Origin of the sequence: Bacillus sp. 22483, assembly GCF_052044605.1 — a bacterium.
Classification (GTDB): domain Bacteria; phylum Bacillota; class Bacilli; order Bacillales; family Bacillaceae; genus Bacillus; species Bacillus altitudinis.
Window position 1 is genome coordinate 110,976 of the sequence record NZ_JBQENU010000001.1, and the last position, 25,047, is coordinate 136,022.

Consider the following 25,047-nt stretch of genomic DNA (forward strand, 5'->3'; position numbering starts at 1 on the left):
AAGGTTTTCTATCACGCTGAAAAGAAGACAAAGGGCTAAAATCAAGTTCATTTTAGCCCTTTGTCAACAATCTGAAAGCCGCTCTTTTCGAGCGGCTTTCATTATGCAGTAAAATCATTTCGGTTGTTCAGCTGACCTCGAGACAGCCAGTTTTTCTTATACAAATAGGCAATCACTTCAAGCCATAGACGCGGCGCTTTTTTAGGGAAAAAAGGTTTTTGATAATAGGCGTATGCAGCTTTTAAATCATCCCATTGATGACATGTTTTCGTTTGCGTGAAGCGGGCGACGTCAATGACCCTGACGCGGCCATCCTTTGTTAAAATTAAATTTCGCAGATGAATATCAGAAGGATTTAAACCTTTCGCGCGTGCTTCTTCCAATGCATCATCTACTTGTTCAATCATTTGTTTTTTGATCGGAATTCCTTTTGTCAGGCATTCATAGAAAGTATAACCTTTAATATATTCCATTAAAATATACTGATCCCCAGACTCGTAAATCTCAGGATAATAGGAGGAGCCGGAAAGTTTTTCATAAATTGCAGCCTCTTTGCGGGCGATGTTTCGATAAGAAGGAAAAAAGACTTTTAACGCCATTTTTTTGCCGTCTTTTTTGTATGAAAATACATAGGCACTTCTTCCTTTGCCGCACAGCTCAAGCTCAGCCGGTTTAAAGACGAGCTTATTAAAACGCTTTTCTTCTTGATACTGAATCGATTCGGCTAATCTTTTGACATCTGACATTGACTTCACCTTCTTTGGTTTCAGTTTATGCGGCTGAAAAACGAATGATGAAAAAACCATGTAATTCGGTAGAGCAATGGATTGTATAAAACATAACATTTACGCACGAAGGATACAACGAAAGACGCTCAATATGTGTCAAGACATCGATTTGGTTAATGTGTAGCAAAATGGGTCAAACTACATATGTCATGCATCGATCTTATGTTCTAAAGAGGTGTAAATAGTGAAAGTGAAAATAAAGTATTTCGTTACAGGACTTATCATGACAAGTGTACTCTTTTTCGCTGTTGATATGGAAGCAGCAGAACACTTGCAAAAAGAGTCAAAAACCATCAACGTTCAGCTTGAAAAGGTCTATCTAGACGGCGATGTAAGTATTGAAAGACAGCGGGCATCATTAGAAGACAAAGACACATTTTGGGCCCAGTATAAGGGCTGGACATTGGTAGAACAGCGAGAGGATTTTGCCCTTTTTAGAAAGCAAATTGACGATATATCGCCTTTGAGTAAAGCAAATGGATATATCGGATTATCAGAAGACGGCGTGATTTCTACGTTTCATGGAAGGCCTGACGGGTGGGCGGAGCCTATTCATCTCTTTTTTCAAATTGATACGTCCCGCTTGGAAAGTCATGTAGAGCAGCAGCTTGCACAAGGCATTCCATTTCGAACAAAAGATGAATTTGAGCATGTGCTTGAAGTCATGAAACCTTACCGAAATGAACAATCGTTTTAATCGTATGACAGCTTGCTGGTGTGAAGACCGCAAGCTCTTTTTCATGGGTTGACTATGAAAAAAGGCTGAGCGAACGTATGTTAACTTTTATTACGGTTTTCTCTTCGATTTATGTTACAATGGAGAACAGTCAAAGAGGTGAAAACGGTGATAGAGTTTGTAAAAGGGACCATTGATTATGTGTGCCCGCAATATGTTGTCATTGAAAACGGCGGAGTGGGATATCAAGTCTATACCCCAAATCCGTTTATCTATCGAGTATCAAAACAAGAAACGATTTATACGTATCATTACATAAAGGAAGACGCTTTTTCGTTATATGGATTCCAAACACGAGAAGAAAAAGCGTTGTTCACAAAACTGTTAAATGTCACAGGGATTGGACCGAAGGGGGCGCTTGCGATTCTTGCTTCCGGTGACCCTGGCGCTGTCATTTCAGCGATCGAACGAGAGGATGAAGCTTTCCTCATTAAATTCCCGGGTGTTGGCAAAAAAACAGCACGTCAGATCATTCTAGATCTGAAAGGGAAGCTCGCAGATGTGGTGCCTGAAATGATAGGAAACTTATTTAACCACGAGGATCATATTCAGGTTGAAACACAGCAAAGCGCTTTAGATGAAGCGGTTGAAGCTTTAAGTGTCCTTGGGTATGGTGATCGTGAAATCAAAAAGGTTCTTCCTTTATTAAAAGAAGAGAAGAATCTTACAACCGATCAATATGTGAAAAAAGCTTTACAAAAAATGTTGAAATAGGGTGATGTCTCATGGATGAACGGCTCGTCTCAACTGAAGCAGACAACCATGAATCAGCCATTGAGCAAAGTCTGCGTCCACAGACGCTTAGTCAATATATTGGCCAGCAGAAAGTAAAGGATAATCTCAGCGTATTTATTGAAGCTGCCCGAATGAGGCAGGAAACACTGGATCACGTCCTTTTATATGGACCGCCGGGACTTGGGAAAACAACGCTTGCGTCGATCATTGCCAATGAAATGAATGTTCAGCTGCGTACAACGTCTGGACCGGCGATTGAACGTCCTGGCGATTTGGCGGCGATCTTAACATCTCTTGAACCTGGCGATGTTCTGTTTATTGATGAAATTCATCGCTTGCAGCGTTCAATAGAGGAAGTGCTATATCCAGCGATGGAGGACTTTTGTCTAGATATCGTGATTGGAAAAGGAGATACAGCACGCTCTGTGCGGCTTGATTTACCGCCATTTACGCTTGTAGGTGCTACAACCCGTGTTGGGCTTTTAACAGCGCCGCTTCGTGATAGGTTTGGGGTTCATGCAAGATTGGAATACTATGAGCAAAGAGATTTGGCTCACATTGTAGCAAGAACAGCCGAGCTGTTTGAGATTGGGATCGACATTCGTTCAGCTGAAGAGATTGCAAGAAGATCTAGAGGCACACCGAGGGTCGCCAATCGTTTGCTCAGAAGAGTAAGAGATTTTGCGCAGGTGCTCGGAAATCATGCGATCACACAAGACATTGCAGAAGATGCTCTTGAGCGTCTGCAAGTTGACAGACTCGGACTTGATCATATCGATCATAAGCTGCTTTTAAGTATGATTGAAAAATTTAGAGGCGGTCCTGTTGGACTTGATACGATCTCAGCGACAATTGGAGAAGAATCACATACGATTGAAGATGTGTACGAACCGTATTTACTGCAAATTGGTTTTCTGCAAAGAACACCAAGAGGGCGGGTCGTCACAAGAGAAGCGTATGAACATTTTCATATGGAGGTTCCGATTCGTGACTGAATTCCCTAAAATGTTGATGATTTTAGGTGGTGTCCTTTTTGCCGCAGGTTTAGTGTTTCAATTGGTTGGGAAACTTCCAGGCGATATTTTCGTGAAAAAAGGGAACGTAACGTTCTTTTTTCCTGTGATTACATGCATTGTCATTAGCATCGTCCTAACCATTTTACTCAATGTCTTCGGACGGATGAAATAACGTTAACTAGTTAACTACAGAATAGGTGAAGGAAATGAAGTTAGAACTATTTGATTTTGATTTACCAGAAAGATTGATTGCACAAGTGCCGCTTGAAAAACGAGATGCATCAAGACTGATGGTCTTACATAAACAAACAGGTGACATCACACATGATACATTCTCGCAAATCACAGATTACTTTCAAAAGGGTGATTGTCTCGTTTTAAACAATACACGTGTATTGCCTGCACGTCTGTTTGGAACGAAAGAGGATACGGGTGCTAAAGTGGAGCTGCTTCTTTTGAAACAAGAAGAAGGAGACAAATGGGAAACGCTCGTGAAACCAGCAAAACGTGTGAAAAACGGAACAGTCATTACATTTGGTGATGGACGATTAAAAGCGGTATGTACAGAGGAACTGGAACATGGCGGAAGAAAAGTTGAGTTTCAGTATACAGGCATTTTTTATGAAGTACTTGAATCTTTAGGTGAAATGCCGCTGCCTCCGTACATTAAAGAGCAGCTTGACGATCGTGAGCGTTATCAAACCGTTTATTCCAAAGAGGTTGGTTCGGCTGCTGCGCCTACTGCCGGTCTTCACTTTACAAATGAACTGCTGGATGAACTGAAAGCAAAAGGAGTGCATATTGCGTTTATTACGCTCCATGTAGGACTTGGCACATTTCGACCGGTCAGTGCTGAACGCATTGAAGAACATGAAATGCACGCAGAGTTTTACGAAATGAATGAAGAAACGGCAGAAGAGCTTAATCGCGTGCGCAAAGAAGGCGGGCGGATTATTTCAGTCGGAACAACTTCGACAAGAACGCTTGAAACCATTGCAAGTGCTTATGATGGGGAATTCAAAGCGTCAAGCGGCTGGACGTCGATTTTTATTTATCCAGGTTATACATTTAAGGCAATTGATGGCATGATCACGAATTTCCACTTGCCAAAATCGTCTTTAATTATGCTTGTCAGTGCATTAGCTGGACGAGAACACGTCCTAAAAGCGTACAATGAGGCTGTAAAAGAGGAATACCGATTCTTCAGTTTTGGCGATGCCATGCTGATTCAATAACATCATACAACAAAGACAGGAGGGCTCATTTTTGTCGCAATTACCGATACGTTATGAGTTCATTAAATCATGCAAACAAACAGGTGCACGTCTTGGACGCGTTCATACACCGCACGGCTCCTTTGAAACACCTGTATTTATGCCAGTTGGTACACTGGCTACAGTGAAAACAATGGCGCCTGAAGAGTTAAAAGCAATGGAAGCAGGCATCATTTTAAGCAATACGTATCATCTATGGCTGCGCCCGGGGCATGACATTGTCAAAGAAGCAGGCGGCCTGCACAAATTTATGAACTGGGATCGAGCGATTCTAACAGATTCAGGCGGTTTCCAAGTGTTTTCTTTAAGTGAATTTAGAAAAATTGAAGAAGAAGGCGTTCACTTCCGTAATCACTTAAATGGAGATAAGTTGTTCCTTTCTCCTGAAAAAGCGATGGAGATTCAAAATGCGCTCGGCTCAGATATTATGATGGCATTTGACGAATGTCCTCCGTACCCAGCAGAGTACGATTATATGAAACGTTCTGTAGAGCGGACAAGCAGATGGGCAGAGCGCTGCTTAACAGCGCACCAGCGTCCAGAGGATCAAGGACTGTTTGGCATTGTACAGGGCGGAGAATACGAAGAGCTTCGTAAACAAAGTGCAAAAGATCTTGTTTCACTTGATTTCCCAGGCTATGCCATTGGAGGTTTATCTGTTGGTGAACCTAAAGATGTGATGAACCGTGTGCTGGAGTTCACAACGCCATTTTTACCGGATGACAAGCCAAGATACTTAATGGGTGTTGGCTCACCAGATTCATTAATTGACGGTGCGATCCGCGGTGTCGATATGTTTGACTGTGTACTGCCAACGCGAATTGCAAGAAATGGTACGCTCATGACAAGTGAAGGACGCCTTGTTGTGAAAAATGCTAAATATGAGCGTGATTTCAGACCAATCGATGAAAACTGTGACTGCTACACATGTAAAAACTACACACGCGCTTATATTAGACATTTGATCCGTACAAATGAGACGTTCGGAATTCGATTAACAACTTATCATAATCTTCATTTTCTGTTAAAATTAATGGAGCAAGTGAGAGAAGCTATCCGTGAGGATCGTTTAGGTGATTTTAGAGAAGAGTTTTTTGAGCGTTATGGCTTTAACAAGCCGAATGCGAAAAACTTTTAACGCATAAACGAAAAGCTTTACAATGCTTTAGAAAGGGGTGAGATAGAATGGATGGTGGTATGGGTTCAATCATTATGATTGTTGTCATGTTTGCTGTGCTTTACTTCTTGTTAATCCGTCCACAGCAAAAGCAACAAAAAGCTGTGCGTCAGATGCAGCAATCTTTATCAAAAGGCGATAAAATCGTCACAATCGGTGGTTTACACGGTGAAATCGACTACATTGATGAATCAAAAGTGGTCATCAAAACAAGCGAAAACAACCGTTTAACTTTCGACCGACGTGCTATTAGAGAATTAGCTGACAAAGGTTAATCCTCCAATACATAGCGATAAAAAAAGAGCGATATCATTCGCTCTTTTTTTATTTGCCCCGAAGATTAACGCCAATCATTCCCCCTAGCATACAAATTCCCAAAAAGGCTGCATGATAGATGAATTGTTCTGGTGAAAAGGTTTCTCCAAACCCTAAATATTGAAATAAAAAAACAGTGAGTGAAAAGATAAAAGAGGTCATGGCGCCAATGAGCCAGCCCCGTTCCTTTGCTTTCCCTCCAGAAATCATTCCTCCTAGAAAAAGTGCCGCAAAGGACAAGATCATGATCATCCATTTAAACGATGATTCCTGCATACTTGTGAAGGTAAGCATCAGTGATACAAGTAAGCTTGTGACAATCATCACGACAAAAATAGCAATTAAGCCAGATAAAATGCCTTTTCCTATTTGTTTCGTTTCCTGCATGTGATTCGTCTCCTCTCCAATTGACCGAAGCTTGTCTTTTACTAAAATGTATTCACGGAGAAGAAAAAATAGACATGATTCTCGTGATAAAAACCGAGGCTTTCTTTTCTACATAAATAAAGTGTTTTGACACAAGCTATGGTGGAGAAGGAGGGTTTACATCATATGCAGGACATCTTAATTATCTCCATGAGAACGATCATTTTATATTTTCTCATTTGGTTTATCTTTCGTTTAATGGGCAAAAGGGAGATTGGGGAACTGAGTATTTTAGATCTTGTTATTTTTATGATGATCGCTGAAATTGCGGTGCTCGCCATAGAAGAAGTAGAGGATCACATGTTACATACAGTATGGCCGATCCTGCTGTTAACCTTCATTCAAATCACTCTTGCCTATTTGTCACTAAAATTCCAAGGTGTCCGTCGTTTTCTCGACGGTAAGCCGGCCCTGCTCATCATCAACGGAAAAATAGACGAGGGTGCGATGAGAAAACAGCGATACAATTTTGATGATTTGCTGATTCAATTAAGAGAAAATAACATCGATAGTATCCAGGATGTCTCATATGCCATCTTAGAGCCTTCAGGAAAGCTCGCCGTTGTTGAAAAAGAAAACAAGCGCAAACATGCAGCGCTTGAGCTCCCGCTTATTGCAGACGGTGTGGTTCAGCATGATCATCTCAAGCAGATCAACCATGATGAACAGTGGCTGATAAAGGAGCTTGCCAAAAGAGGCTATCATGATATCGAGCAAATCTCTTACTGCAGCTTTAATCAGAAGAATTTTTATATTGATTTGAAAGATGAAATTATAAAGAAAAGATGAGCTACAGCAGCTTCCCAATAAACGGGATGCGGCGCAGCTCTTCTCGTTTCACTAGCCCAAGACAGATTAATAGAATGACATACAGCACGCACGTCAAAAAGATCATCATGACAAGCTCTAAAGGTGCGGAAAAGAGTCCGCTCGCCTGATGTTTCATCCATAAGCTGACTGCCCCAGTGCCGATGATCACAAGGACGCAAAGTCCATATTCTTTTAATGGTAAATGAATAGGCAGCACTTTACCGACAGTTGCCGCATGGAGCAACGTGACAAGAACGATGCCAATGAGGATCGCAAGCGCTGCGCCCATAATGCCAAAGCTTGGCTGTGAAGCAAGAACAAAGATCATGCCTGTTTTCACAACAGCTCCTATCAAACTGTTGGTCATCGCTGCCCCCGCTAAATTTAATGCTTGAAGGACAGCCTGCAGCGGCCCTTGAAAGTAATAGAGCAAAAAGAAGGGCGCCATGAATTTTACATAGACAGCGGCATGAGATGAACCATACATGAAGAGGGTTAAATTTTCTGCATACACGAAAAGGATAATACATGAAATGCCCCCGCTTAATAAACAAAGGCGCATCGCCTGCTTGAGCCGGTATTCGACCGTTTTGCGTTTGTTCTGTTCCATTCCCTCACTAATCGCTGGAACTAGTGCGGTGGAGAGAGAATACGTGATAAAACTAGGAAGTGTCAAAAGGGTGAGCGCAAGTCCCGTCAATTCTCCATACTGCCTTGTTGCTTCCACAGCTGCATAACCGGCAATCGCAAGGCTTTGCGCGACTACAATCGGTTCTAAAAACCAAGAGATATTGCCGATGAAACGGCTACCTGTCGTTGGCAGGGCAATACTCATGAGCTGCTTAAACGTGTCCTTCCCATCATGAATTGCCTTGAAAAAACGTTTTCGGATACGGATGGTCTTTTTATAACGAAAGGCAATCAGTAAGTAAGCAAGTGAAATCATTTCGCCGATGACAGATGAAATCATAGCGCCTGCTGCTGCGTATTCAATTCCATAAGGCAGGAACGCTGTTGTACATACTGCCACGAGTGAAATTCTTGCGACCTGTTCTAGTACTTGCGACATCGCAAGCGGGCTCATTTGCTGTCTTCCTTGGAAATAGCCCCTTAACACACTAGAGATCGCAATAACGGGTACGACTGGTGTAATGGCAAGCAGAGGATAGACCGTTCTAGGATCTGTCAGCATATTTTCCGCCATAATAGGGGCAAACCATAAAAAGAGCGGCGTGAAAATCAGGCTGAGTGTTCCTGTTATCGCAAGGGACATCACTAGAATGCGTTTTGTTTTCTGTTTGTCACCACGGGCTTCTGCTTCTGCGACTAGCTTACTAATAGCAACAGGAAGTCCGAATTGTGTCAGCGTCACGGCGAGAAAAAAGGTAGGCGCTGCCATCATATAAAGCCCTACGCCTTCTTCACCAATGAACCTTGCAATCACAATTCGATTGACAAAACCCAATATTCTTGTAATAAAACCTGCTAAAATTAAAATAATCGTCCCTTTTAAAAACGTTTGCTTCGTCAAATCACAGATCACCTGCCTTCTCAAACGACATAGAATCATATACAATAAGATATGCGTGTATATCGTCCAAGCATGACAAGTCTCTCGATAAAAAACTGAAAAGGGGGAGCCTCACAATGACACAACATCCGGCTGCTATATACAAAGACCATCTAAAGCCTTTTCTGTTCAGTAAGCTTGAAGAATTCATCGTTTTGGGCTATAAAGATGTAGATTTAGAGGAATTATGGTCATACTTAGAGAATAAGAAGTGGAAGAAAAAACAAGAGTATCCGATTCATGAAATGGTTGCAGATATTTTATCTGTGAAAATTGGCGAATTTATGAACTATGCAACCGTTCAGTCGTTTAAAACGTCTGCTTTTTTGGACAGTGAAGATGGCAAGAATATGCTGGACGAACTGTTGAAATAAGCCATCTAAATGGATTCAGGTGTTTAAGGAGGAAATACATAATGAAAAAAGGGCGCATACTTGCGTTTTTCTTAGTGGTTCTGTTAATCGGAACTGGTGTGGGCTTATTAACGAAGCCCGTTGCGAAAGATATGACGCTAGGGCTGGACTTACAGGGTGGATTTGAAGTTCTGTATGATGTACACCCAGTGAAAAAAGAAGACAAGATCACAAATGGTGTTCTCGTCAGTACAGTAGAGGCTTTGAACCGAAGAGCCAACGTGCTTGGGGTCAGTGAGCCGAACATTTCGATCGAAGGAAACAACCGTATCCGCGTACAGCTTGCGGGCGTAAAAGATCAAAACAGAGCACGGGAGATTCTATCGACTGAAGCACAGCTTTCCTTCAGAGATACGAATGACAAAGAGCTTCTAAACGGATCTGATCTTGTTGAAAATGGTGCAAAACAAACATTCAATCAAACGAATGAGCCGATCGTGACGGTCAAACTAAAGGATGCGAAAAAGTTTGGTGACGTGACAAAAAAAGTAGCGGCGATGGCACCAAATAATCAGCTTGTTATTTGGCTTGATTATCATAAAGGAGATTCTTTCAAAAAAGAAGTCTCTAAATCAAATCACAAGTATGTATCTGCGCCGAATGTAAACCAAGAAATTAACAGCAGTGACGTACAAATTGAAGGAAACTTTACGGTTCAAGAGGCAAAAGACCTTGCGAGCATTTTAAATGCCGGCGCATTGCCAGTAAAATTAACCGAAAAATATTCAACATCTGTGAGTGCACAGTTTGGTGAGCAAGCACTAAACGAAACAGTCTTCGCAGGAATTGTAGGAATAGCATTTATCTTCTTATTCATGCTGTTTTATTACCGATTACCAGGTCTTGTTGCTGTCATTACACTGTCAGCTTATATCTATATCACATTGCAAGTCTTTGACTGGATGGGTGCGGTCATGACACTTCCTGGAATAGCTGCATTGATTCTTGGGGTAGGGATGGCTGTTGATGCCAATATTATTACGTATGAGCGGATTAAAGAAGAGCTCAAGCTCGGTAAATCTGTCCGTTCTGCTTTTAGATCGGGTAACCGCAGATCGTTTGCCACGATCTTTGATGCAAACTTAACAAGTATTATTGCCGGCGGGGTTCTATTCTTCTTTGGAACAAGCTCTGTCAAAGGGTTTGCAACCATGCTTATCCTATCGATTTTGACAAGCTTTATCACGGCTGTCTTCCTATCAAGATTCCTTCTTGGCTTACTTGTAGAAAGCCGTTATCTCGATCGCAGAAAAGGCTGGTTTGGTGTTCGTCAGAAAGACATCATTGATATTCATGAAACAACTGAAAATACTGAACCGAAAACACCATTTGATAAATGGGATTTCGTCAGCAAACGTAAAGGCTTTATGATTTTCTCAGCAGCCATTACCATTGCTGGAATCATTGTGCTGTCAATCTTCAAGCTCAATGCAGGTATTGACTTTGCAAGTGGTACTAGAGTTGATATTCAAAGTGACCATAAGCTGTCAACAGAACAGGTGGAGCAAGATTTTAAAAAGCTAGACCTTGAGACAGACAGTGTTGTGTTATCGGGTCAAAAAGAAAATCAAGCAGCAGCTCGATTTGTCGGTGTTCCAAATAAAGAAAAAATTGCTGAAGTGAAAGATTACTTCAAAGATAAATACGGAACGGAGCCTAACGTAAGTACAGTGTCTCCGACAGTTGGAAAAGAGCTTGCGCGTAACGCATTATACGCTGTCATCATTGCTTCTATCGGGATTATCTTATATGTATCCGTCCGATTTGAGTATAAAATGGCGATTGCAGCGATAATCTCTCTGCTTTACGATGCATTCTTTATCGTTGCCTTCTTTAGTATTACGCGCTTAGAGGTGGATGTCACCTTCATTGCAGCGATACTCACGGTCATTGGGTACTCGATCAATGACACGATTGTCACCTTCGACAGGGTGCGTGAGCAAATGAAGAAACGCAAACCGAAAACGATCGAAGATTTATCGTACATTGTGAATTTAAGTTTACAGCAAACCTTTACACGTTCTGTGAACACTGTACTCACTGTACTTGTAGTGGTGATTGCACTTCTCATTTTCGGTTCAGCATCTATTACAAACTTCTCCATCGCCTTACTTGTCGGCCTATTAACAGGGGTGTATTCATCTCTTTACATTGCGGCACAAATTTGGCTGATTTGGAAAGGTCGTGAGCTGAAAAAGCCGGCTAAAATCGACACAGAACAAGATATTTAAACAAGAAAGACTGCCAGCTTGGCAGTCTTTTTTTCATGCATCATACTTGTCATCGTCACAACAATAAGATGATATGTAAAAACATTTCGGGTTTCATTGATCTTGAAATGGTCTTTTGCTATAATGACATACGTTTAGATCAGTATAGAAAGCAAGTGTCCGTTTGGGGCATTTGGCTTTTATTCATTGGAGGGGCTGTTATGAAGGTTCGGGAAACTGAACTGCCAGGTATCGGTCACAAAGCCGAAATGATCACAAGAAATAATGAGAAACTTGCCATTATCACACATGATGACGGCAGAAGAGAGATGTATCATTTTCAAGAAGATGATCACGAAGAATGTATTTCTGGTATCTTGCTTAGCGATGAAGAAGCAAGACAAATCTCGGCTATTTTAGGCGGCATGGTCTATAAACCAAAAGCGCTTGAGACAGTGGAGGTGGCCATTGATGAACTCATCATTGAATGGTTTAAGATTGAAAAGAACGCACCGGCTGTTAACCAGACGATCGGAGACCTGAGTGTTCGCCAAAACTATCAAGTGACAGTCATCGCCATTGTGAGAAAATCACATGAGAAAATTTTAAACCCAGGACCAGATACGGTGATTGAAGAAGGAGACACCCTTGTCATCTCTGGAGAAAGAAAAGAATTAAAGAGCCTCATTAAAGAAAAACTCAGCAGCTAAGCGCCCATGCTGATAGAAAACCTTCCGCAATTTTCTTTCTGTGTTTAAAAAGGACAAGAAAGAGGGAAGAATAAAAGAAAAAGCTTGGGGGATTTGTAGATGAATAAACAACAATGGACCATCATACTCGCATTTATTTTCGTATTAATTGTCTCAGTATTTGCTGTCATTAACGTGCGGCCTGTACAGGTAGACTACTTATTTGGAACGGCTGAATGGCCGCTGATTCTTGTCATTATCGGTTCTGTTCTTATGGGCGGACTCATTGTGGCTTTTGCAGGGATTTTCCAAATTGTGAAACTAAAACGTGAATTAAAAGTATTAAAAGCTGAACGTGCAGCCGCTAAAGCAAGCCCTGCTTCTTCCCATAAAAAGGTGGACAAAGACGTTCAAAAGAAAACGAATGTCACGCCTTTAAAAGAACAGCCAGCGTCTTTTGACCGGAAGGAAAAATAATCTTCCAGTATCATTTCATAAAATAAAAATTGAAACCCCTCAGTCCACTCTAGTATAATAGTGTGGTTGAGGGGTGAATTTATGTTATTATCCAAAATGCGTTGGGAATATGAACATCCTAGCGAAGAAAAAGTGAAATCACTCTCTGAAAATCTGAATATTTCAGCGCTGACTGCATCACTTCTTGTACAAAGAGGGCTCGAAGAAGTAGAAGAAGCGAGGTCTTTTTTATTTGATCAAAAAGCCGAATTTCATGATCCATTCTTATTAAAAGGAATGAAAGAAGCAGTAGAGCGCATCAACAAAGCGATTGAAGAGCAGGAATCGATTGTGATCTTCGGAGATTATGATGCAGATGGTGTGACAAGTACGTCTGTACTTTTACATACACTAAAAGAACGATCTGCTAAGGTAGACTTTTACATTCCAGATCGATTTAAAGAAGGATATGGGCCAAACGAACAGGCTTTCCGATATATCAAAGAGCAAGGGGCATCGCTTGTTATCACCGTAGATACAGGGATCGCTGCTGTAAATGAAGCACGTATTGCAAAAGAAATAGGATTAGACCTGATCATCACAGATCACCATGAACCAAGCGAGGAACTGCCTGAGGCACTTGCGATTGTACATCCTAAGCAGCCTGGGTGTGAGTATCCGTTTAAAGAGCTTGCGGGTGTCGGTGTTGTGTTTAAAGTGGCACATGCACTCCTTGGTAAACTCCCAGTAGAATTATTAGATCTTGCTGCAATCGGCACAATTGCCGATCTTGTCCCGCTGCATGATGAAAATAGATGGCTTGCAAAAAAAGGTCTTCTGCAGCTTCGACAGTCTAGACGGCCTGGGTTAAAAGCGTTATTAAAAGAAGCAGGCGCCACTCTTGAAGAAGCAAATGAGGAAACGATCGGCTTTCAAATTGCGCCAAGGCTGAATGCTGTTGGACGAATTGAGCAAGCAGATCCGGCTGTTCATCTTCTCATGACTGAGGATATGGATGAAGCGGAAGAACTCGCTCGTTTTGTACAAGAATTGAACAAAGAACGGCAGAAAATTGTGAGTACGATCACGGAAGAAGCCATTCAAATGGTCGAAGAGACAGGCGCTGACCAGTCTGCTATCGTCGTAGCAAAAGCTGGCTGGAATCCAGGCGTTGTCGGCATTGTTGCCTCAAAATTGACGGATACATTTTCTCGTCCGGCGATTGTGCTTGGAATAGACGAAGAAACGCAGATGGCGAAAGGGTCAGCACGAAGTATTCCTGGCTTTGATTTATTTTTCCATTTGAGCAAGTGCCGTGACATCCTGCCGCATTTCGGTGGACACCCGATGGCAGCAGGAATGACACTTCAAGCGGATGATGTTCCTTTACTTAGGGAAAGATTGAATCAATATGCAAATGAAACGTTGACAGAAGAAGATTTTATTCCAATTCAACGGGTCGATGCAGTATGTAAAGTGGATGAAATGACGGTGCAAGCCATTGAAGAAGTGGGGCTGCTGTCCCCGTTTGGCATGCAGAATCCTAAGCCGTTCATTATGATTGAAGACGCCCAGCTTGAAGACATCCGAACGATCGGGGCCAATCAAAATCACATTAAAATGTCACTAAAAGACGAAGACAAGCTGCTCGACTGTGTCGGTTTTCACCAAGGCAAGCTAAAAGAAGAACTTGTCCCGGGGAGTCTAATTTCTGTCGTTGGCGAGGTCTCGATTAATGAATGGAATAACCGAAAGAAACCTCAGCTCATGCTAAAAGACGCTAGAGTAGATGAATGGCAGCTCTTTGATTTGCGTGGGAAAAAAGATTGGGAAAAGAAAGTATCAACACTTGATCCAGCAAAAACGATGGTCTTCTGTTTTGACGAAGAAACAAAAAGGCAATCGGAGCTAGTGGATATTCCGATTCATCTTATTGATGCAGAAAATGTATCCACGTATGATGTGCAGGAAAAGTATGTGATCTTTGCCGATGTTCCTGCCGATGAACACTTGCTCAAGCTGCTTTTAGAAAACCAACAACCAGCAAGAATTTATACGGTGTTTCAGCGGAAAGAAGATCACTTTATGTCCTCATTCCCGAGCCGTGATCAATTCAAATGGTTTTATGGGTTCTTGTTCAAACGGGGAAGTTTTCCTATTAAAGAACAAGGCATGGAGCTTGCCAAACATAGAGGTTGGACAAAAGATACAATCATTTTTATGACAAAGGTGTTTTTTGAACTCGGTTTTGTTAAAATAGAGAATGGTGTGCTGTCAATAGTGCGTGATGCCCCTAAAAAAGATTTAACCGCATCATCGTCTTATACAGCAAAACAACGATTGATGGAACTCGATCAAACACTAACATATTCCTCAGCCAAAGAGCTGAAGGAATGGCTGAATAGCATGATGAGCGAAGTCTCACCTGTGCTTTGACGTACGAGGAGGAAAAGGAAAAGATGGATTTAAAACAATATGTGACAGTTGTACCTGACTACCCAAAGGAAGGTGTACAATTTAAAGATATTACAACGTTAATGGATAAAGGCGAAGTGTACCGTTATGCAACGGATCAAATCGTTGAATACGCGAAGGAAAGAGACATTGATCTCATTGTTGGTCCTGAAGCGCGTGGATTCATTATTGGCTGCCCTGTAGCATACGCACTTGGTGTAGGTTTTGCCCCAGTTCGTAAAGAAGGAAAGCTTCCTCGTGAAGTCATCAAAGTCGATTACGGTTTGGAATACGGTAAAGATGTATTAACGATTCATAAAGATGCAATTCGTCCTGGTCAGCGTGTACTGATCACAGATGATTTGCTTGCGACAGGTGGAACGATTGAAGCATCCATCAAGCTGGTTGAGGAATTAGGCGGCGTTGTGGCAGGGATTGCGTTTTTAATTGAGCTGACGTATCTTGATGGCAGAAAGAAGCTTGACGGTTACGACATCTTGACGTTAATGCAATACTAATGGAGTTTTACGCAAAAAGCACTCAGTAAGAAGGGTGCTTTTTTCCTATCAAAAATCTTTTAGCGGACTTCTTCTCTTTACATCTATCGAATTTTTCTTGATAATAAACTACAATACAGTTTTCATTTAAAAAGGTGATTCCATGGCGAACGAACAAGTTTTAACGGCGCAGCAGGTCATTGATAAGGCAAGAGAATACCTGTCCGCTGAACATATTCAATTTATAGAGCGTGCATACGAATATGCTGAAAATGCTCACAAGGAACAATACCGGAAATCCGGTGAGCCCTATATTATCCATCCTATTCAAGTGGCGGGAATTCTTGTTGATCTTGAAATGGACCCTTCGACCATTGCAGGCGGCTTCTTGCATGATGTTGTCGAAGACACGGATGTGACATTAGAAGATTTAAAAGAGCATTTTAACGAAGAAGTGGCCATGCTTGTTGATGGTGTGACAAAGCTCGGAAAGATTAAATATAAATCACAAGAAGAACAACAGGCTGAAAACCATCGTAAAATGTTTGTTGCAATGGCGCAGGATATTCGCGTCATCTTAATTAAGCTGGCAGACCGTCTTCACAATATGAGAACACTCAAACATCTTCCGCAGGAAAAGCAGCGAAGAATTTCAAATGAAACCCTTGAGATCTTTGCACCGCTTGCGCACAGATTAGGGATTTCAAAGATTAAGTGGGAGCTTGAAGATACAGCCCTCCGCTATTTAAATCCGCAGCAATACTACCGGATTGTGAATCTCATGAAGCGCAAACGAGCGGAACGTGAAGAATACTTGGACGAGGTTGTCAATGAAGTGAAAGACCGCGTGTCTGAGGTGAACATTAAGGCTGAATTCTCCGGCAGACCGAAACATATTTATAGTATTTATCGCAAAATGGTCATGCAAAATAAGCAGTTTAATGAAATATATGATTTGCTGGCTGTACGTATTTTGGTTGACAGCATTAAAGACTGCTATGCGGTACTTGGTATTATTCATACGTGCTGGAAGCCGATGCCAGGCAGATTTAAGGATTATATTGCGATGCCAAAGCCGAACATGTATCAGTCTCTTCATACAACGGTGATTGGTCCAAAAGGGGACCCGCTTGAAGTTCAGATTCGTACAGTGGAAATGCACGAAATTGCGGAATACGGAATTGCGGCACACTGGGCGTATAAAGAAGGCAAAGAGTCAGCAGAATCGACGGAAGAAGCCGTTTTCCAGAAGAAGCTGTCTTGGTTTAGAGAAATCCTTGAATTCCAAAATGAATCCACAGATGCGGAAGAATTTATGGAATCGTTAAAAATCGATCTCTTCTCTGATATGGTGTTTGTATTTACACCAAAAGGAGACGTCATAGAGCTGCCGTCTGGTTCTGTTCCAATTGATTTCTCATACCGGATTCATTCGGAAATTGGGAATAAAACAATCGGAGCCAAGGTCAACGGTAAAATGGTCACACTTGATCATAAGCTAAAAACAGGTGACATTATTGAAATTCTGACATCTAAGCATAGCTATGGACCAAGCCAGGATTGGGTCAAACTTGCCCAAACCTCCCAAGCGAAGCACAAGATCAGACAGTTTTTCAAGAAACAGCGCCGTGAAGAAAATGTCGAAAAAGGCCGAGAACTTGTGGAGAAAGAAATCAAAAACCTTGAGTTCGATGTCAAAGACATTTTGACCGCTGAAAATCTGCAAAAAGTGGCTGATAAATTTAATTTCTCAAATGAAGAGGACATGTATGCAGCTGTTGGTTATAACGGAATTACGGCACTCCAAGTGGCGAATCGTTTAACGGAAAAAGAAAGAAAACAAAGAGATCAGGAAGAACAAGAGAAAACCGTTCAAGAAGTGTCTGTAGAGTCAAAACCATATCACGGGAAAAAACGCGAAGCTGGCGTGCGAGTGAAAGGCATTGATAACTTGCTTGTCCGTTTATCTAAGTGTTGTAATCCTGTTCCTGGTGATAGCATTGTTGGCTTTATTACAAAAGGCCGTGGTGTATCTGTTCACCGTGAGGACTGCCCTAACGTGAAGACAGGCGAAGCGCAGGAGCGGTTAATTCCGGTCGAGTGGGAGCACGAACAGCCTGCTCGAAACCGTAAAGAATACAATGTGGAAATTGAGATATTAGGATATGACAGGCGCGGCTTACTCAATGAAGTGCTTCAAGCGGTGAATGAAACGAAAACAAACATCTCCTCTGTTTCTGGGAAGTCTGATCGTAACAAAGTAGCGACGATTCATATGGCTATTTTTATCCAAAATATTAATCATTTGCATAAAGTAGTGGAACGTATCAAACAAATCAAAGACATTTACTCAGTTCGCCGATTTATGAATTAGAAAGGAAGTATATCGTCTATGAGGCTTGTTGTTCAGCGTGTGACGAGTGCATCTGTGAAAGTAGAAGAAGAGATCACAGGTGCCATCAATGAAGGCTATATGGTGCTCGTTGGGGTTACACATGAAGACACAGAAGAAGATGTGCATTACTTAGCTGAAAAGCTCGCACACTTGCGTATTTTTGAAGATGAAAACGGGAAAATGAATCATTCTTTGTTAGATGTAAAAGGAAGTGTACTGTCTGTGTCTCAATTTACCCTTTATGGTGATACGAGAAAAGGCAGACGGCCGAACTTTATGAAAGCTGCCAAACCGGATGTGGCGAATTCACTTTACGAATGCTTCAATGAAACGCTTAGAGAAAAAGGCATCCATGTTGAAACTGGGCGTTTTGGGGCGATGATGGACGTCTCATTGACCAATTCGGGGCCTGTCACCATGTTGATGGACAGCAAAGAATAGAAAGACATTAGACTGTAGATAAACTCTTGCTGAGAGTTTGTTTAGAGTCTTTTTCTTTTGGTATCAAAAAAGAGGCGCAGCGGCCTCTTTTTTCTATCGGAAATATTGTTTTAATCCTTCTGTCATTCCTTCTGTCACTCGTTCTTGGTAAGAGGCGCTATAAATGATCGCTTCTTCTTGAGGATTGCTTAAATAGCCGAGTTCATATAAAAGGGAAGGGCGCTTGTTTTCTCTTAAAACAAAATAATCTCCAAATTTGACTCCTTTATCAGGGATCTGTGATCGTTTTGCGACTTCAGTATGAACGCTTGTCGCCAGACGTTGATCTTTGGATGCCTGATAATAATATGCGGTGCTCCCTCTGATACTTGGGTCCATAAAGCTATCATAATGAAGACTAATAAATGCATCTGCATTTCGGTAATGTGAAGTGGCAACCCTCGATTGAAGGCTGATGAATGTATCATCACTTCTTGTTAAATAGACATTTGCTCCAGAAGCTCTTAACTTACCCGCCAGCAAATGAGCGGTTTTGATCGTGATATTCTTTTCAAATGCACCGTCTGCGCCGATCGTGCCGCTGTCTTTTCCGCCATGACCAGGATCAAGAACAATTGTTTTGCCTTTTAAAGATCCAGTGCTAGACGATGAATCCTGCTGAGGTCTTGGTGCTTCGCTGCTATTTTTCTTTGTTTGAACGACCCAGCTCGCCACGTAGCCTGTTCCGCCGTTTGATAATGTCACCTCGTACCAGTCACCTTGCGTACGAACAATTTGATAAGCAGCTCCTTTTGTTCCTCTTTCTGCAATACCAGCAGAGGTAGAAGCGTTTTTCCTAATATTCGTTCCATCATAAACGATGTACGCTTTCTGATGAGATGACGAAGAGGATGAATTCTTTTCAGGTGCTGCACTTGTTCCTTGGCTTGAGACAATATAATAACTTGCAACCCAGCCTTTAACGCCTTTTGCTTCGATTTCATACCAGCCATTTTGCTCCCGTAAAATGGTGACTTGAGTGTTGCGGGAAAGTGAAGCGGCAACTTGTGCATTTGGTGCCGCCGATTTTCGAACATTCAAGCTTGATACGCCAACTGTGCCGGACTGTTTAGAACGAGCGGGCTCAGCTGAACTGGATGAAGAAGCGTTTTGTCCGCCGGAAATATAATCAGAGTGGACCCAGCCTTCCGCTTGTTTGTACGATATTTTTGTCCATTCGCCGCTTGTGTCCAGCTTTTTAGCGGAAGCGCCCTGCGGGAAAGTGCCAATGACTTGATAGGAAGTCCCTGGGCCTGTCCGAATGCGAAGGTCAGAGGCTGTTGACGTAATCGAACTGCTTCCTTGCGTACTTTGACCTTGCGTCTTTTGCTTAGCAGGCTTTTGTGCATCAGATGACTTGGTAATCAGCCATGAGACGACCCAGCCTTTTTGTCCGTTCGATAGCCCGATCTGTACCCATTCTCCTTGTTCAGTGAGAATGGGATAGCTTTCTCCTCGTTTCACAACTGCTGCGATCCCGTAGCTTAAACCAGGTCCGGTTCGCACATTGATTTCATCTGTTGCAACGACAGCTTGATCTGTTTGAGCCGTCGCATGTGTCATTGGCCAAGTGCTGGCAATGAGGACAAAACAGGTGAGCAGCAACATGATGTGATGGTGTGTTTTTAGATTCAAAACGGTGTTTTCCCCTCCCTTGTAAAACCGATGAATGTTAATTCGTTATGTAATGGATGAATTCCTTGCAGTTTCCCTAATAAAAATGAATCAATCTGTTTATACTAGATAAAAATGTGATAAAAGGATGTACAAACATGAGATTAAGCAGAAAATTAGGACGAGTGCAATATAATGGACATCGTGATATCGATCGCTGGCAGCACGACGAAATGGATCAACCAGGCTTCCTTGAAGAAACGGCATCTGAATACGGATGCACGTCAAAAGAAGAGCTGGAAAAGAAAAAGAGGCACGGCAAGGGTTGACAGAGTGGCAGCACCGACCTTATTATAATATAAATCAACACACTTGAAAATTTAAAATGTGGAACTGATGATAGAGAATAGTAGGGTAAATTGCGTGAGCAGAGAGGAATCGCCTTAGGCTGAAAGCGAATCCGCATGGCATTTATCACGAAAGAACACTCTGTAGGTTTCCTGCTGAACACTCAAAAAATGAGTCATTAGGCGGAGAACGTGAATCTGCGTTAAGGATTTGAGCGGGAACATGGCTAGATCATGATCCAACTAGGGTGGCACCACGGGTATAACTCTCGTCCCTACTATACACATAGTAGAGGCGGGGGTTTTTTATATGTCCACATAAAAAATGAATGATGGTCGTAGGAGGACGAAAAATGAGTTTTAATATTCCAAGAGGCACACAGGATATTTTACCGGGAGAATCAGAACGCTGGCAGTATGTTGAACAAATTGCGAGAGATACATGTGCAGCCTTTCAATACAAAGAGATTCGCACACCGATTTTTGAGCATACGGAACTGTTTGCACGAGGAGTAGGCGAGTCAACAGATATCGTTCAAAAAGAGATGTACACATTTGAAGACAAAAAAGGACGTAGCATCACACTTCGCCCAGAAGGAACAGCTTCAACTGTCCGTTCTTATGTTGAAAATAAACTGTTTGCACAGCCTGCACAGCCTACAAAGCTGTACTACATTGGACCAATGTTCCGCTATGAGCGTCCGCAAACGGGAAGATATCGTCAATTTTATCAATTCGGAATTGAAGCGATCGGTTCAAAAGATCCTGCCATTGATGCAGAGGTCATTTCATTAGCGATGAGTGTGTATGAGAAAGCAGGTCTTTCCAACTTAAAACTCGTCATTAACAGCCTTGGTGACAAAGAAAGCCGTGCAGATTACCGTCAAGCACTTGTCGAGCACTTTGAACCAAGAATTGATGAATTCTGTCATGACTGCCAAATTCGTTTGCATCAAAATCCATTGCGTATTCTTGATTGTAAAAAGGACCGCGACCACGAACTGATGGCAACGGCACCATCCATTCAAGATTACTTAAATGAAGAATCACGGACTTATTTTGAAAAAGTAAAACAGTACTTAACCGATCTAGGCATTGAATATGTCGTCGATCCGAACTTAGTGCGCGGTCTTGATTATTACAATCACACTGCCTTTGAGATTATGAGTAATGCAGAAGGCTTTGGCGCGATCACAACATTAGCCGGCGGCGGCCGTTATGATGGACTTGTTGAAGGAATTGGCGGTCCTGAATCACCAGGTATCGGCTTTGCGATGAGTATTGAACGTTTCCTATCAGCGATTGATGCAGAGAAGATTGAGCTTCCTGTTCAAGACGGCATTGATTTATACATTGCGGCATTAGGAGATCAAGCAAAAGATTATGCTGTTGGCTTATTGAATCGCCTAAGAAAAGAAGGCATTTCAAGTGAAATGGACTATACAGGGAAAAAGCTAAAAGCACAATTTAAAGCCGCAGACCGCTCGAAAGCCAAGTTTATTGCAGTTCTTGGTGAAGATGAGCTGGCGCAGCAAATTGTAAATGTAAAAGATACGACAACGGGTGAACAAATTGAAGTGAAGCTTGATGAGCTGATTCAAATGATGAAAGCCCACCAGAAAGCGTAAAGAAGGAGTGGAATGTTTGTGTTTGGTAGAACTTTTTATTGTGGAGAAGTAACAGAAGACCAAATTGGTCAAACAGTTGTATTAAAAGGATGGGTACAAAAACGTCGTGACCTTGGTGGATTAATCTTTATTGACCTGCGTGATCGTACAGGCATTGTGCAAGTTGTCTTTCATCCAGACCAATCAAAAGAGGCTCTTGAGACAGCAGAATCGATTCGTAATGAATATGTCCTTGATATTAAAGGGACAGTGGTCGCAAGAGAAGAAGCCACGATCAACCCAAATTTAAAAACAGGCAAAATTGAAATTCAAGTCGACACGGTCACTGTTTTAAATGAAGCCAAGACGCCTCCATTTGTGATTTCTGATCAAGCAGATGAGGTATCAGAAGATGTGCGCTTAAAATACCGCTACCTAGATCTTCGCCGTCCTGCGATGTTTGAAACGATGAAAATGCGACATGAAGTCACAAAAGCATTCCGCCATTTCTTAGATGATCACGGCTTTCTAGACATTGAAACGCCAATTTTAACAAAAAGTACGCCAGAAGGTGCGCGTGACTATCTTGTGCCAAGCCGTGTACACGAAGGAGAATTCTATGCGCTGCCGCAGTCTCCGCAATTATTTAAGCAATTACTCATGGTGTCTGGGATGGACCGCTACTATCAAATCGCTCGCTGCTTTAGAGATGAAGACTTGCGTGCTGACCGTCAGCCGGAATTTACACAAGTCGATATTGAAATGTCCTTTATGAGCCAAGAAGACATCATGACGCTTGCTGAAGAGATGATGGCAAAGGTGATGAAAGATGTCAAAGGTGTTGACCTGACATTGCCATTACCTCGTATGACGTACGATGAAGCGATGAATTCCTATGGTTCTGACAAGCCAGATACCCGATTTGACATGAAGCTTGTCAACATTTCAGACACGGTAAAAGACTCAGATTTCAAAGTCTTCAGCGGTGCTGTAAACAATGGCGGAGCTGTCAAAGCGATTAATGTCAAAGGGGCTGCAGCAAACTACTCAAGAAAAGACATCGATGCACTTGGTGCATTTGCAGCGAACTATGGTGCAAAAGGTCTTGCTTGGCTAAAAGCTGAAGGGACAGAGTTAAAAGGACCAATCGCTAAATTCTTTGATGAGTCAAAACAAGCAGAATTAAAAGAACAGCTTCAAGTTGAAGAAGGCGACCTTTTACTCTTTGTTGCAGATAAGACGTCTGTTGTCCATGATGCGCTTGGCGCACTTCGCTTAAAACTTGGCAAAGAGCTTAAACTCATCGATGAATCTGTCTTCAATTTCTTATGGGTTGTCGATTGGCCGCTGCTTGAAAAGGATGAAGAAGAAGGCCGCTTCTATGCTGCCCACCATCCTTTCACAATGCCAGTTCGGGATGATCTTGAATTAATTGAAACAAGTCCAGAAGATATGAAAGCTCAAGCGTATGATCTTGTGCTGAACGGCTATGAGCTTGGCGGAGGTTCTATTCGTATTTTTGAAAAGGACATTCAAGAGAAAATGTTTGGTTTACTTGGCTTTTCTAAAGAAGAAGCGTACGATCAGTTCGGCTTCCTTCTTGATGCATTTGAGCATGGTGTGCCTCCGCACGGCGGAATTGCGCTTGGACTTGACCGCTTAGTGATGCTGCTTGCCGGCCGATCTAACCTAAGAGATACCATTGCGTTTCCGAAAACGGCAAGTGCAAGCTGTGTTCTCACAGATGCTCCTGGCACTGTAAGCGCAGCGCAGCTAGATGAACTGAGTTTGGCTATTAAAACAAAAGTAAAACAGTAAAATAGGCGCATGTTTATAGGCATGTAAACGCTTGTAAAAGGGACATGCCTATGATATGCTTTCATCAATAATAAATAAAGTCCTGATACGTACGGTGGTTACCTAGTTTTGACCGAACATTTTTTTCTACGGGAGCTTGCCTTTCCTTTCTGCATAAATGCCTCTTCTGAGGACTTATAAAGTGAGGAAGAAAGCACCCACCTGCATGGTGCGGGGTTCAAAACGAAGGAAAAGCTGGCGGCGTGATCGGGACTTTTTTGTGTTTTTTTCTATTTGAGAAGGATGACGGAGAACGCTGAATATGATATGATTCTTTCGATTCATTTTAAATAAAGGTGGAGTGAGGCACTTGTTACATCAGTTTTCAAGAAACGAGCTTGCCATTGGCAAGGAAGGCTTAAATATATTAAAAAACAGTACAGTTGCAGTGCTTGGAGTAGGCGGCGTAGGTTCTTTTGCAGTAGAAGCCCTTGCTCGTTCAGGTGTTGGCCGTATTGTTCTTGTTGATAAAGATGATATTGATATTACAAATGTAAATAGGCAGCTGCCAGCTTTGCTATCAACGGTTGGTCAGCCTAAAGTTGACTTAATGCAGGCAAGAATTGCTGACATTAACCCAGAATGTGAAGTTGTTGCGCTCAAAATGTTCTATACAGAAGAAACATATGAACAATTCTTTGAGTATCCACTTGATTATGTCATTGATGCATCAGATACAATTCATTATAAAATTCATTTAATGAAAGAGTGCCTGAAACGCGATGTGAACATTATTTCGAGTATGGGTGCTGCAAATAAAACAGATCCGACACGTTTTAAAATTGATGACATCTCGAAAACACATACAGACCCAATTGCGAAAGTCGTCAGAACACGCCTGCGGAAGGAAGGCATTCGTAAGGGAATTGAAGTTATTTTCTCTGATGAAAGTCCGATTGTCATTCGTGAAGATGTGAGAAAAGAAGTTGGAAATGATGAAGCGAAAATTCGTAAGGCACAAATGCCGCCGTCATCCAATGCTTTTGTTCCATCTGTGGCTGGACTGATCATGGGTGGTCATGTCATTATGAAACTGTTAAAAGATATTCCGATTACACGTGTGAAAGATAAATAAACAGCCCGCCTGCTTAGAGCAGGGGGCTTCAGCGTGTAGACAAACCCTCGCATTCGGTGTCAGTCCTGCGCTTCGGTGCTCACGAATGTCAAATTCGCTCCGCGCC

Annotated in this window: 24 protein-coding genes, 1 other RNA gene and 1 other annotated feature; of the genes, 21 read left to right on the top strand and 4 right to left on the bottom strand. The window is 42.1% G+C overall.

Annotation, left to right across the window (positions count from 1 at the left end):
* Positions 1-101: 101 nt before the first annotated feature.
* Positions 102-746, bottom strand: coding sequence for a serine/threonine protein kinase (locus ACTJJQ_RS00540; protein ID WP_017367714.1), 645 nt, complete (start codon positions 744-746; stop codon positions 102-104).
* Between the two features lie 226 nt (positions 747-972).
* Here ACTJJQ_RS00540 and ACTJJQ_RS00545 point away from each other — a divergent pair, with 226 nt between their 5' ends.
* The 7 genes from ACTJJQ_RS00545 (at position 973) to yajC (ending at position 6,001) form a co-directional block, all read left to right on the top strand.
* Complete coding sequence (locus tag ACTJJQ_RS00545; protein ID WP_008342756.1) at positions 973-1,485, top strand: intercompartmental signaling factor BofC; 513 nt, start codon at positions 973-975, stop codon at positions 1,483-1,485.
* A 147-nt stretch (positions 1,486-1,632) separates the two neighbouring features.
* A complete protein-coding gene (gene ruvA, locus ACTJJQ_RS00550; RefSeq protein ID WP_173408156.1) occupies positions 1,633-2,238 on the top strand; it encodes a Holliday junction branch migration protein RuvA in 606 nt (201 codons plus the stop codon).
* An 11-nt stretch (positions 2,239-2,249) separates the two neighbouring features.
* Positions 2,250-3,254, top strand: coding sequence for a Holliday junction branch migration DNA helicase RuvB (gene ruvB / locus ACTJJQ_RS00555; protein WP_007501501.1), 1,005 nt, complete (start codon positions 2,250-2,252; stop codon positions 3,252-3,254).
* On the top strand, positions 3,247-3,447 hold the full coding sequence (locus tag ACTJJQ_RS00560) for a DUF2905 domain-containing protein (RefSeq protein WP_008342752.1): 201 nt from the start codon (positions 3,247-3,249) through the stop codon (positions 3,445-3,447). Before ruvB ends, ACTJJQ_RS00560 begins: the two co-directional genes overlap by 8 nt.
* Before the next feature lie 34 nt (positions 3,448-3,481).
* Positions 3,482-4,510 (top strand): tRNA preQ1(34) S-adenosylmethionine ribosyltransferase-isomerase QueA, encoded by a 1,029-nt coding sequence (queA, locus tag ACTJJQ_RS00565; protein ID WP_431793892.1) that lies wholly within the window; start codon positions 3,482-3,484, stop codon positions 4,508-4,510.
* A gap of 31 nt (positions 4,511-4,541) precedes the next feature.
* Positions 4,542-5,687, top strand: a complete 1,146-nt coding sequence (tgt, locus tag ACTJJQ_RS00570; protein ID WP_008342748.1) for a tRNA guanosine(34) transglycosylase Tgt — start codon at positions 4,542-4,544, stop codon at positions 5,685-5,687.
* 47 nt (positions 5,688-5,734) lie between these two features.
* Positions 5,735-6,001, top strand: coding sequence for a preprotein translocase subunit YajC (gene yajC / locus ACTJJQ_RS00575; protein WP_003216659.1), 267 nt, complete (start codon positions 5,735-5,737; stop codon positions 5,999-6,001).
* A gap of 49 nt (positions 6,002-6,050) precedes the next feature.
* Here the strand turns inward: yajC and ACTJJQ_RS00580 are convergent, their stop codons facing one another.
* Positions 6,051-6,428, bottom strand: coding sequence for a TIGR04086 family membrane protein (locus ACTJJQ_RS00580; protein WP_007501492.1), 378 nt, complete (start codon positions 6,426-6,428; stop codon positions 6,051-6,053).
* A gap of 165 nt (positions 6,429-6,593) precedes the next feature.
* Here ACTJJQ_RS00580 and ACTJJQ_RS00585 point away from each other — a divergent pair, with 165 nt between their 5' ends.
* A complete protein-coding gene (locus tag ACTJJQ_RS00585; RefSeq protein WP_024718383.1) occupies positions 6,594-7,256 on the top strand; it encodes a DUF421 domain-containing protein in 663 nt (220 codons plus the stop codon).
* Between the two features lies 1 nt (position 7,257).
* On the opposite strand, the gene spoVB is transcribed toward ACTJJQ_RS00585, so the two are convergent.
* Positions 7,258-8,808, bottom strand: coding sequence for a stage V sporulation protein B (spoVB, locus tag ACTJJQ_RS00590; RefSeq protein ID WP_019743030.1), 1,551 nt, complete (start codon positions 8,806-8,808; stop codon positions 7,258-7,260).
* A 116-nt stretch (positions 8,809-8,924) separates the two neighbouring features.
* Between spoVB and ACTJJQ_RS00595 the strand changes: the two genes are divergently transcribed.
* From ACTJJQ_RS00595 to dtd, 8 genes are all read left to right on the top strand, one after another.
* Positions 8,925-9,221, top strand: coding sequence for a post-transcriptional regulator (locus ACTJJQ_RS00595; protein ID WP_003216788.1), 297 nt, complete (start codon positions 8,925-8,927; stop codon positions 9,219-9,221).
* 41 nt (positions 9,222-9,262) lie between these two features.
* Positions 9,263-11,491 carry a protein translocase subunit SecDF gene (secDF, locus tag ACTJJQ_RS00600; RefSeq protein WP_048001809.1) on the top strand — a complete coding sequence of 743 codons (2,229 nt, stop codon included), beginning with the start codon at positions 9,263-9,265 and terminating at the stop codon, positions 11,489-11,491.
* Between the two features lie 200 nt (positions 11,492-11,691).
* Entirely contained in the window at positions 11,692-12,180 is a 489-nt protein-coding gene (locus tag ACTJJQ_RS00605) for a cation:proton antiporter regulatory subunit (protein ID WP_008342734.1), read from the top strand.
* Positions 12,181-12,279: 99 nt separating this feature from the next.
* Positions 12,280-12,636 (top strand): LapA family protein, encoded by a 357-nt coding sequence (locus tag ACTJJQ_RS00610; RefSeq protein ID WP_019743029.1) that lies wholly within the window; start codon positions 12,280-12,282, stop codon positions 12,634-12,636.
* 81 nt (positions 12,637-12,717) lie between these two features.
* Positions 12,718-15,051: a single-stranded-DNA-specific exonuclease RecJ gene (recJ, locus tag ACTJJQ_RS00615; RefSeq protein WP_440599861.1), complete on the top strand. Its 2,334-nt coding sequence runs from the start codon at positions 12,718-12,720 to the stop codon at positions 15,049-15,051.
* A 23-nt stretch (positions 15,052-15,074) separates the two neighbouring features.
* Entirely contained in the window at positions 15,075-15,587 is a 513-nt protein-coding gene (locus ACTJJQ_RS00620) for an adenine phosphoribosyltransferase (RefSeq protein WP_008342729.1), read from the top strand.
* 142 nt (positions 15,588-15,729) lie between these two features.
* Positions 15,730-17,940, top strand: a complete 2,211-nt coding sequence (locus ACTJJQ_RS00625; protein ID WP_007501480.1) for a RelA/SpoT family protein — start codon at positions 15,730-15,732, stop codon at positions 17,938-17,940.
* An 18-nt stretch (positions 17,941-17,958) separates the two neighbouring features.
* Complete coding sequence (gene dtd, locus ACTJJQ_RS00630; RefSeq protein ID WP_008342725.1) at positions 17,959-18,402, top strand: D-aminoacyl-tRNA deacylase; 444 nt, start codon at positions 17,959-17,961, stop codon at positions 18,400-18,402.
* A 93-nt stretch (positions 18,403-18,495) separates the two neighbouring features.
* Here the strand turns inward: dtd and ACTJJQ_RS00635 are convergent, their stop codons facing one another.
* The gene (locus ACTJJQ_RS00635) at positions 18,496-20,076 is read right to left on the bottom strand and encodes an SH3 domain-containing protein (protein ID WP_440599862.1); all 1,581 of its coding nucleotides are present in this window, start codon (positions 20,074-20,076) and stop codon (positions 18,496-18,498) included.
* A 137-nt stretch (positions 20,077-20,213) separates the two neighbouring features.
* Here ACTJJQ_RS00635 and ACTJJQ_RS00640 point away from each other — a divergent pair, with 137 nt between their 5' ends.
* The 5 genes from ACTJJQ_RS00640 to ACTJJQ_RS00660 all read left to right on the top strand — a co-directional run bounded on the left by ACTJJQ_RS00640 (position 20,214) and on the right by ACTJJQ_RS00660 (position 24,941).
* Entirely contained in the window at positions 20,214-20,384 is a 171-nt protein-coding gene (locus ACTJJQ_RS00640) for a YrzK family protein (protein WP_003216250.1), read from the top strand.
* Between the two features lie 58 nt (positions 20,385-20,442).
* Positions 20,443-20,682: a binding site (T-box leader), on the top strand.
* A 73-nt stretch (positions 20,683-20,755) separates the two neighbouring features.
* Positions 20,756-22,030, top strand: a complete 1,275-nt coding sequence (hisS, locus tag ACTJJQ_RS00645; protein WP_017358112.1) for a histidine--tRNA ligase — start codon at positions 20,756-20,758, stop codon at positions 22,028-22,030.
* 18 nt (positions 22,031-22,048) lie between these two features.
* Positions 22,049-23,827 (top strand): aspartate--tRNA ligase, encoded by a 1,779-nt coding sequence (gene aspS / locus ACTJJQ_RS00650; protein ID WP_026050119.1) that lies wholly within the window; start codon positions 22,049-22,051, stop codon positions 23,825-23,827.
* Between the two features lie 76 nt (positions 23,828-23,903).
* A non-coding RNA gene (ssrS, locus tag ACTJJQ_RS00655) (6S RNA) lies at positions 23,904-24,084 on the top strand.
* Between the two features lie 92 nt (positions 24,085-24,176).
* Positions 24,177-24,941, top strand: a complete 765-nt coding sequence (locus ACTJJQ_RS00660) for a tRNA threonylcarbamoyladenosine dehydratase (protein WP_008342718.1) — start codon at positions 24,177-24,179, stop codon at positions 24,939-24,941.
* Positions 24,942-25,047: the final 106 nt, after the last annotated feature.

Coding starts and splice junctions, on each gene's coding strand:
- ACTJJQ_RS00540 (WP_017367714.1), bottom strand. CDS start 746: ATGTCAGATGTCAAAAGATTAGCCGAATCGATTCAGTATCAAGAAGAA.
- ruvB (WP_007501501.1), top strand. CDS start 2,250: ATGGATGAACGGCTCGTCTCAACTGAAGCAGACAACCATGAATCAGCC.
- queA (WP_431793892.1), top strand. CDS start 3,482: ATGAAGTTAGAACTATTTGATTTTGATTTACCAGAAAGATTGATTGCA.
- yajC (WP_003216659.1), top strand. CDS start 5,735: ATGGATGGTGGTATGGGTTCAATCATTATGATTGTTGTCATGTTTGCT.
- ACTJJQ_RS00580 (WP_007501492.1), bottom strand. CDS start 6,428: ATGCAGGAAACGAAACAAATAGGAAAAGGCATTTTATCTGGCTTAATT.
- ACTJJQ_RS00585 (WP_024718383.1), top strand. CDS start 6,594: ATGCAGGACATCTTAATTATCTCCATGAGAACGATCATTTTATATTTT.
- ACTJJQ_RS00595 (WP_003216788.1), top strand. CDS start 8,925: ATGACACAACATCCGGCTGCTATATACAAAGACCATCTAAAGCCTTTT.
- secDF (WP_048001809.1), top strand. CDS start 9,263: ATGAAAAAAGGGCGCATACTTGCGTTTTTCTTAGTGGTTCTGTTAATC.
- ACTJJQ_RS00605 (WP_008342734.1), top strand. CDS start 11,692: ATGAAGGTTCGGGAAACTGAACTGCCAGGTATCGGTCACAAAGCCGAA.
- ACTJJQ_RS00610 (WP_019743029.1), top strand. CDS start 12,280: ATGAATAAACAACAATGGACCATCATACTCGCATTTATTTTCGTATTA.
- recJ (WP_440599861.1), top strand. CDS start 12,718: ATGTTATTATCCAAAATGCGTTGGGAATATGAACATCCTAGCGAAGAA.
- ACTJJQ_RS00620 (WP_008342729.1), top strand. CDS start 15,075: ATGGATTTAAAACAATATGTGACAGTTGTACCTGACTACCCAAAGGAA.
- ACTJJQ_RS00625 (WP_007501480.1), top strand. CDS start 15,730: ATGGCGAACGAACAAGTTTTAACGGCGCAGCAGGTCATTGATAAGGCA.
- dtd (WP_008342725.1), top strand. CDS start 17,959: ATGAGGCTTGTTGTTCAGCGTGTGACGAGTGCATCTGTGAAAGTAGAA.
- ACTJJQ_RS00640 (WP_003216250.1), top strand. CDS start 20,214: ATGAGATTAAGCAGAAAATTAGGACGAGTGCAATATAATGGACATCGT.
- hisS (WP_017358112.1), top strand. CDS start 20,756: ATGAGTTTTAATATTCCAAGAGGCACACAGGATATTTTACCGGGAGAA.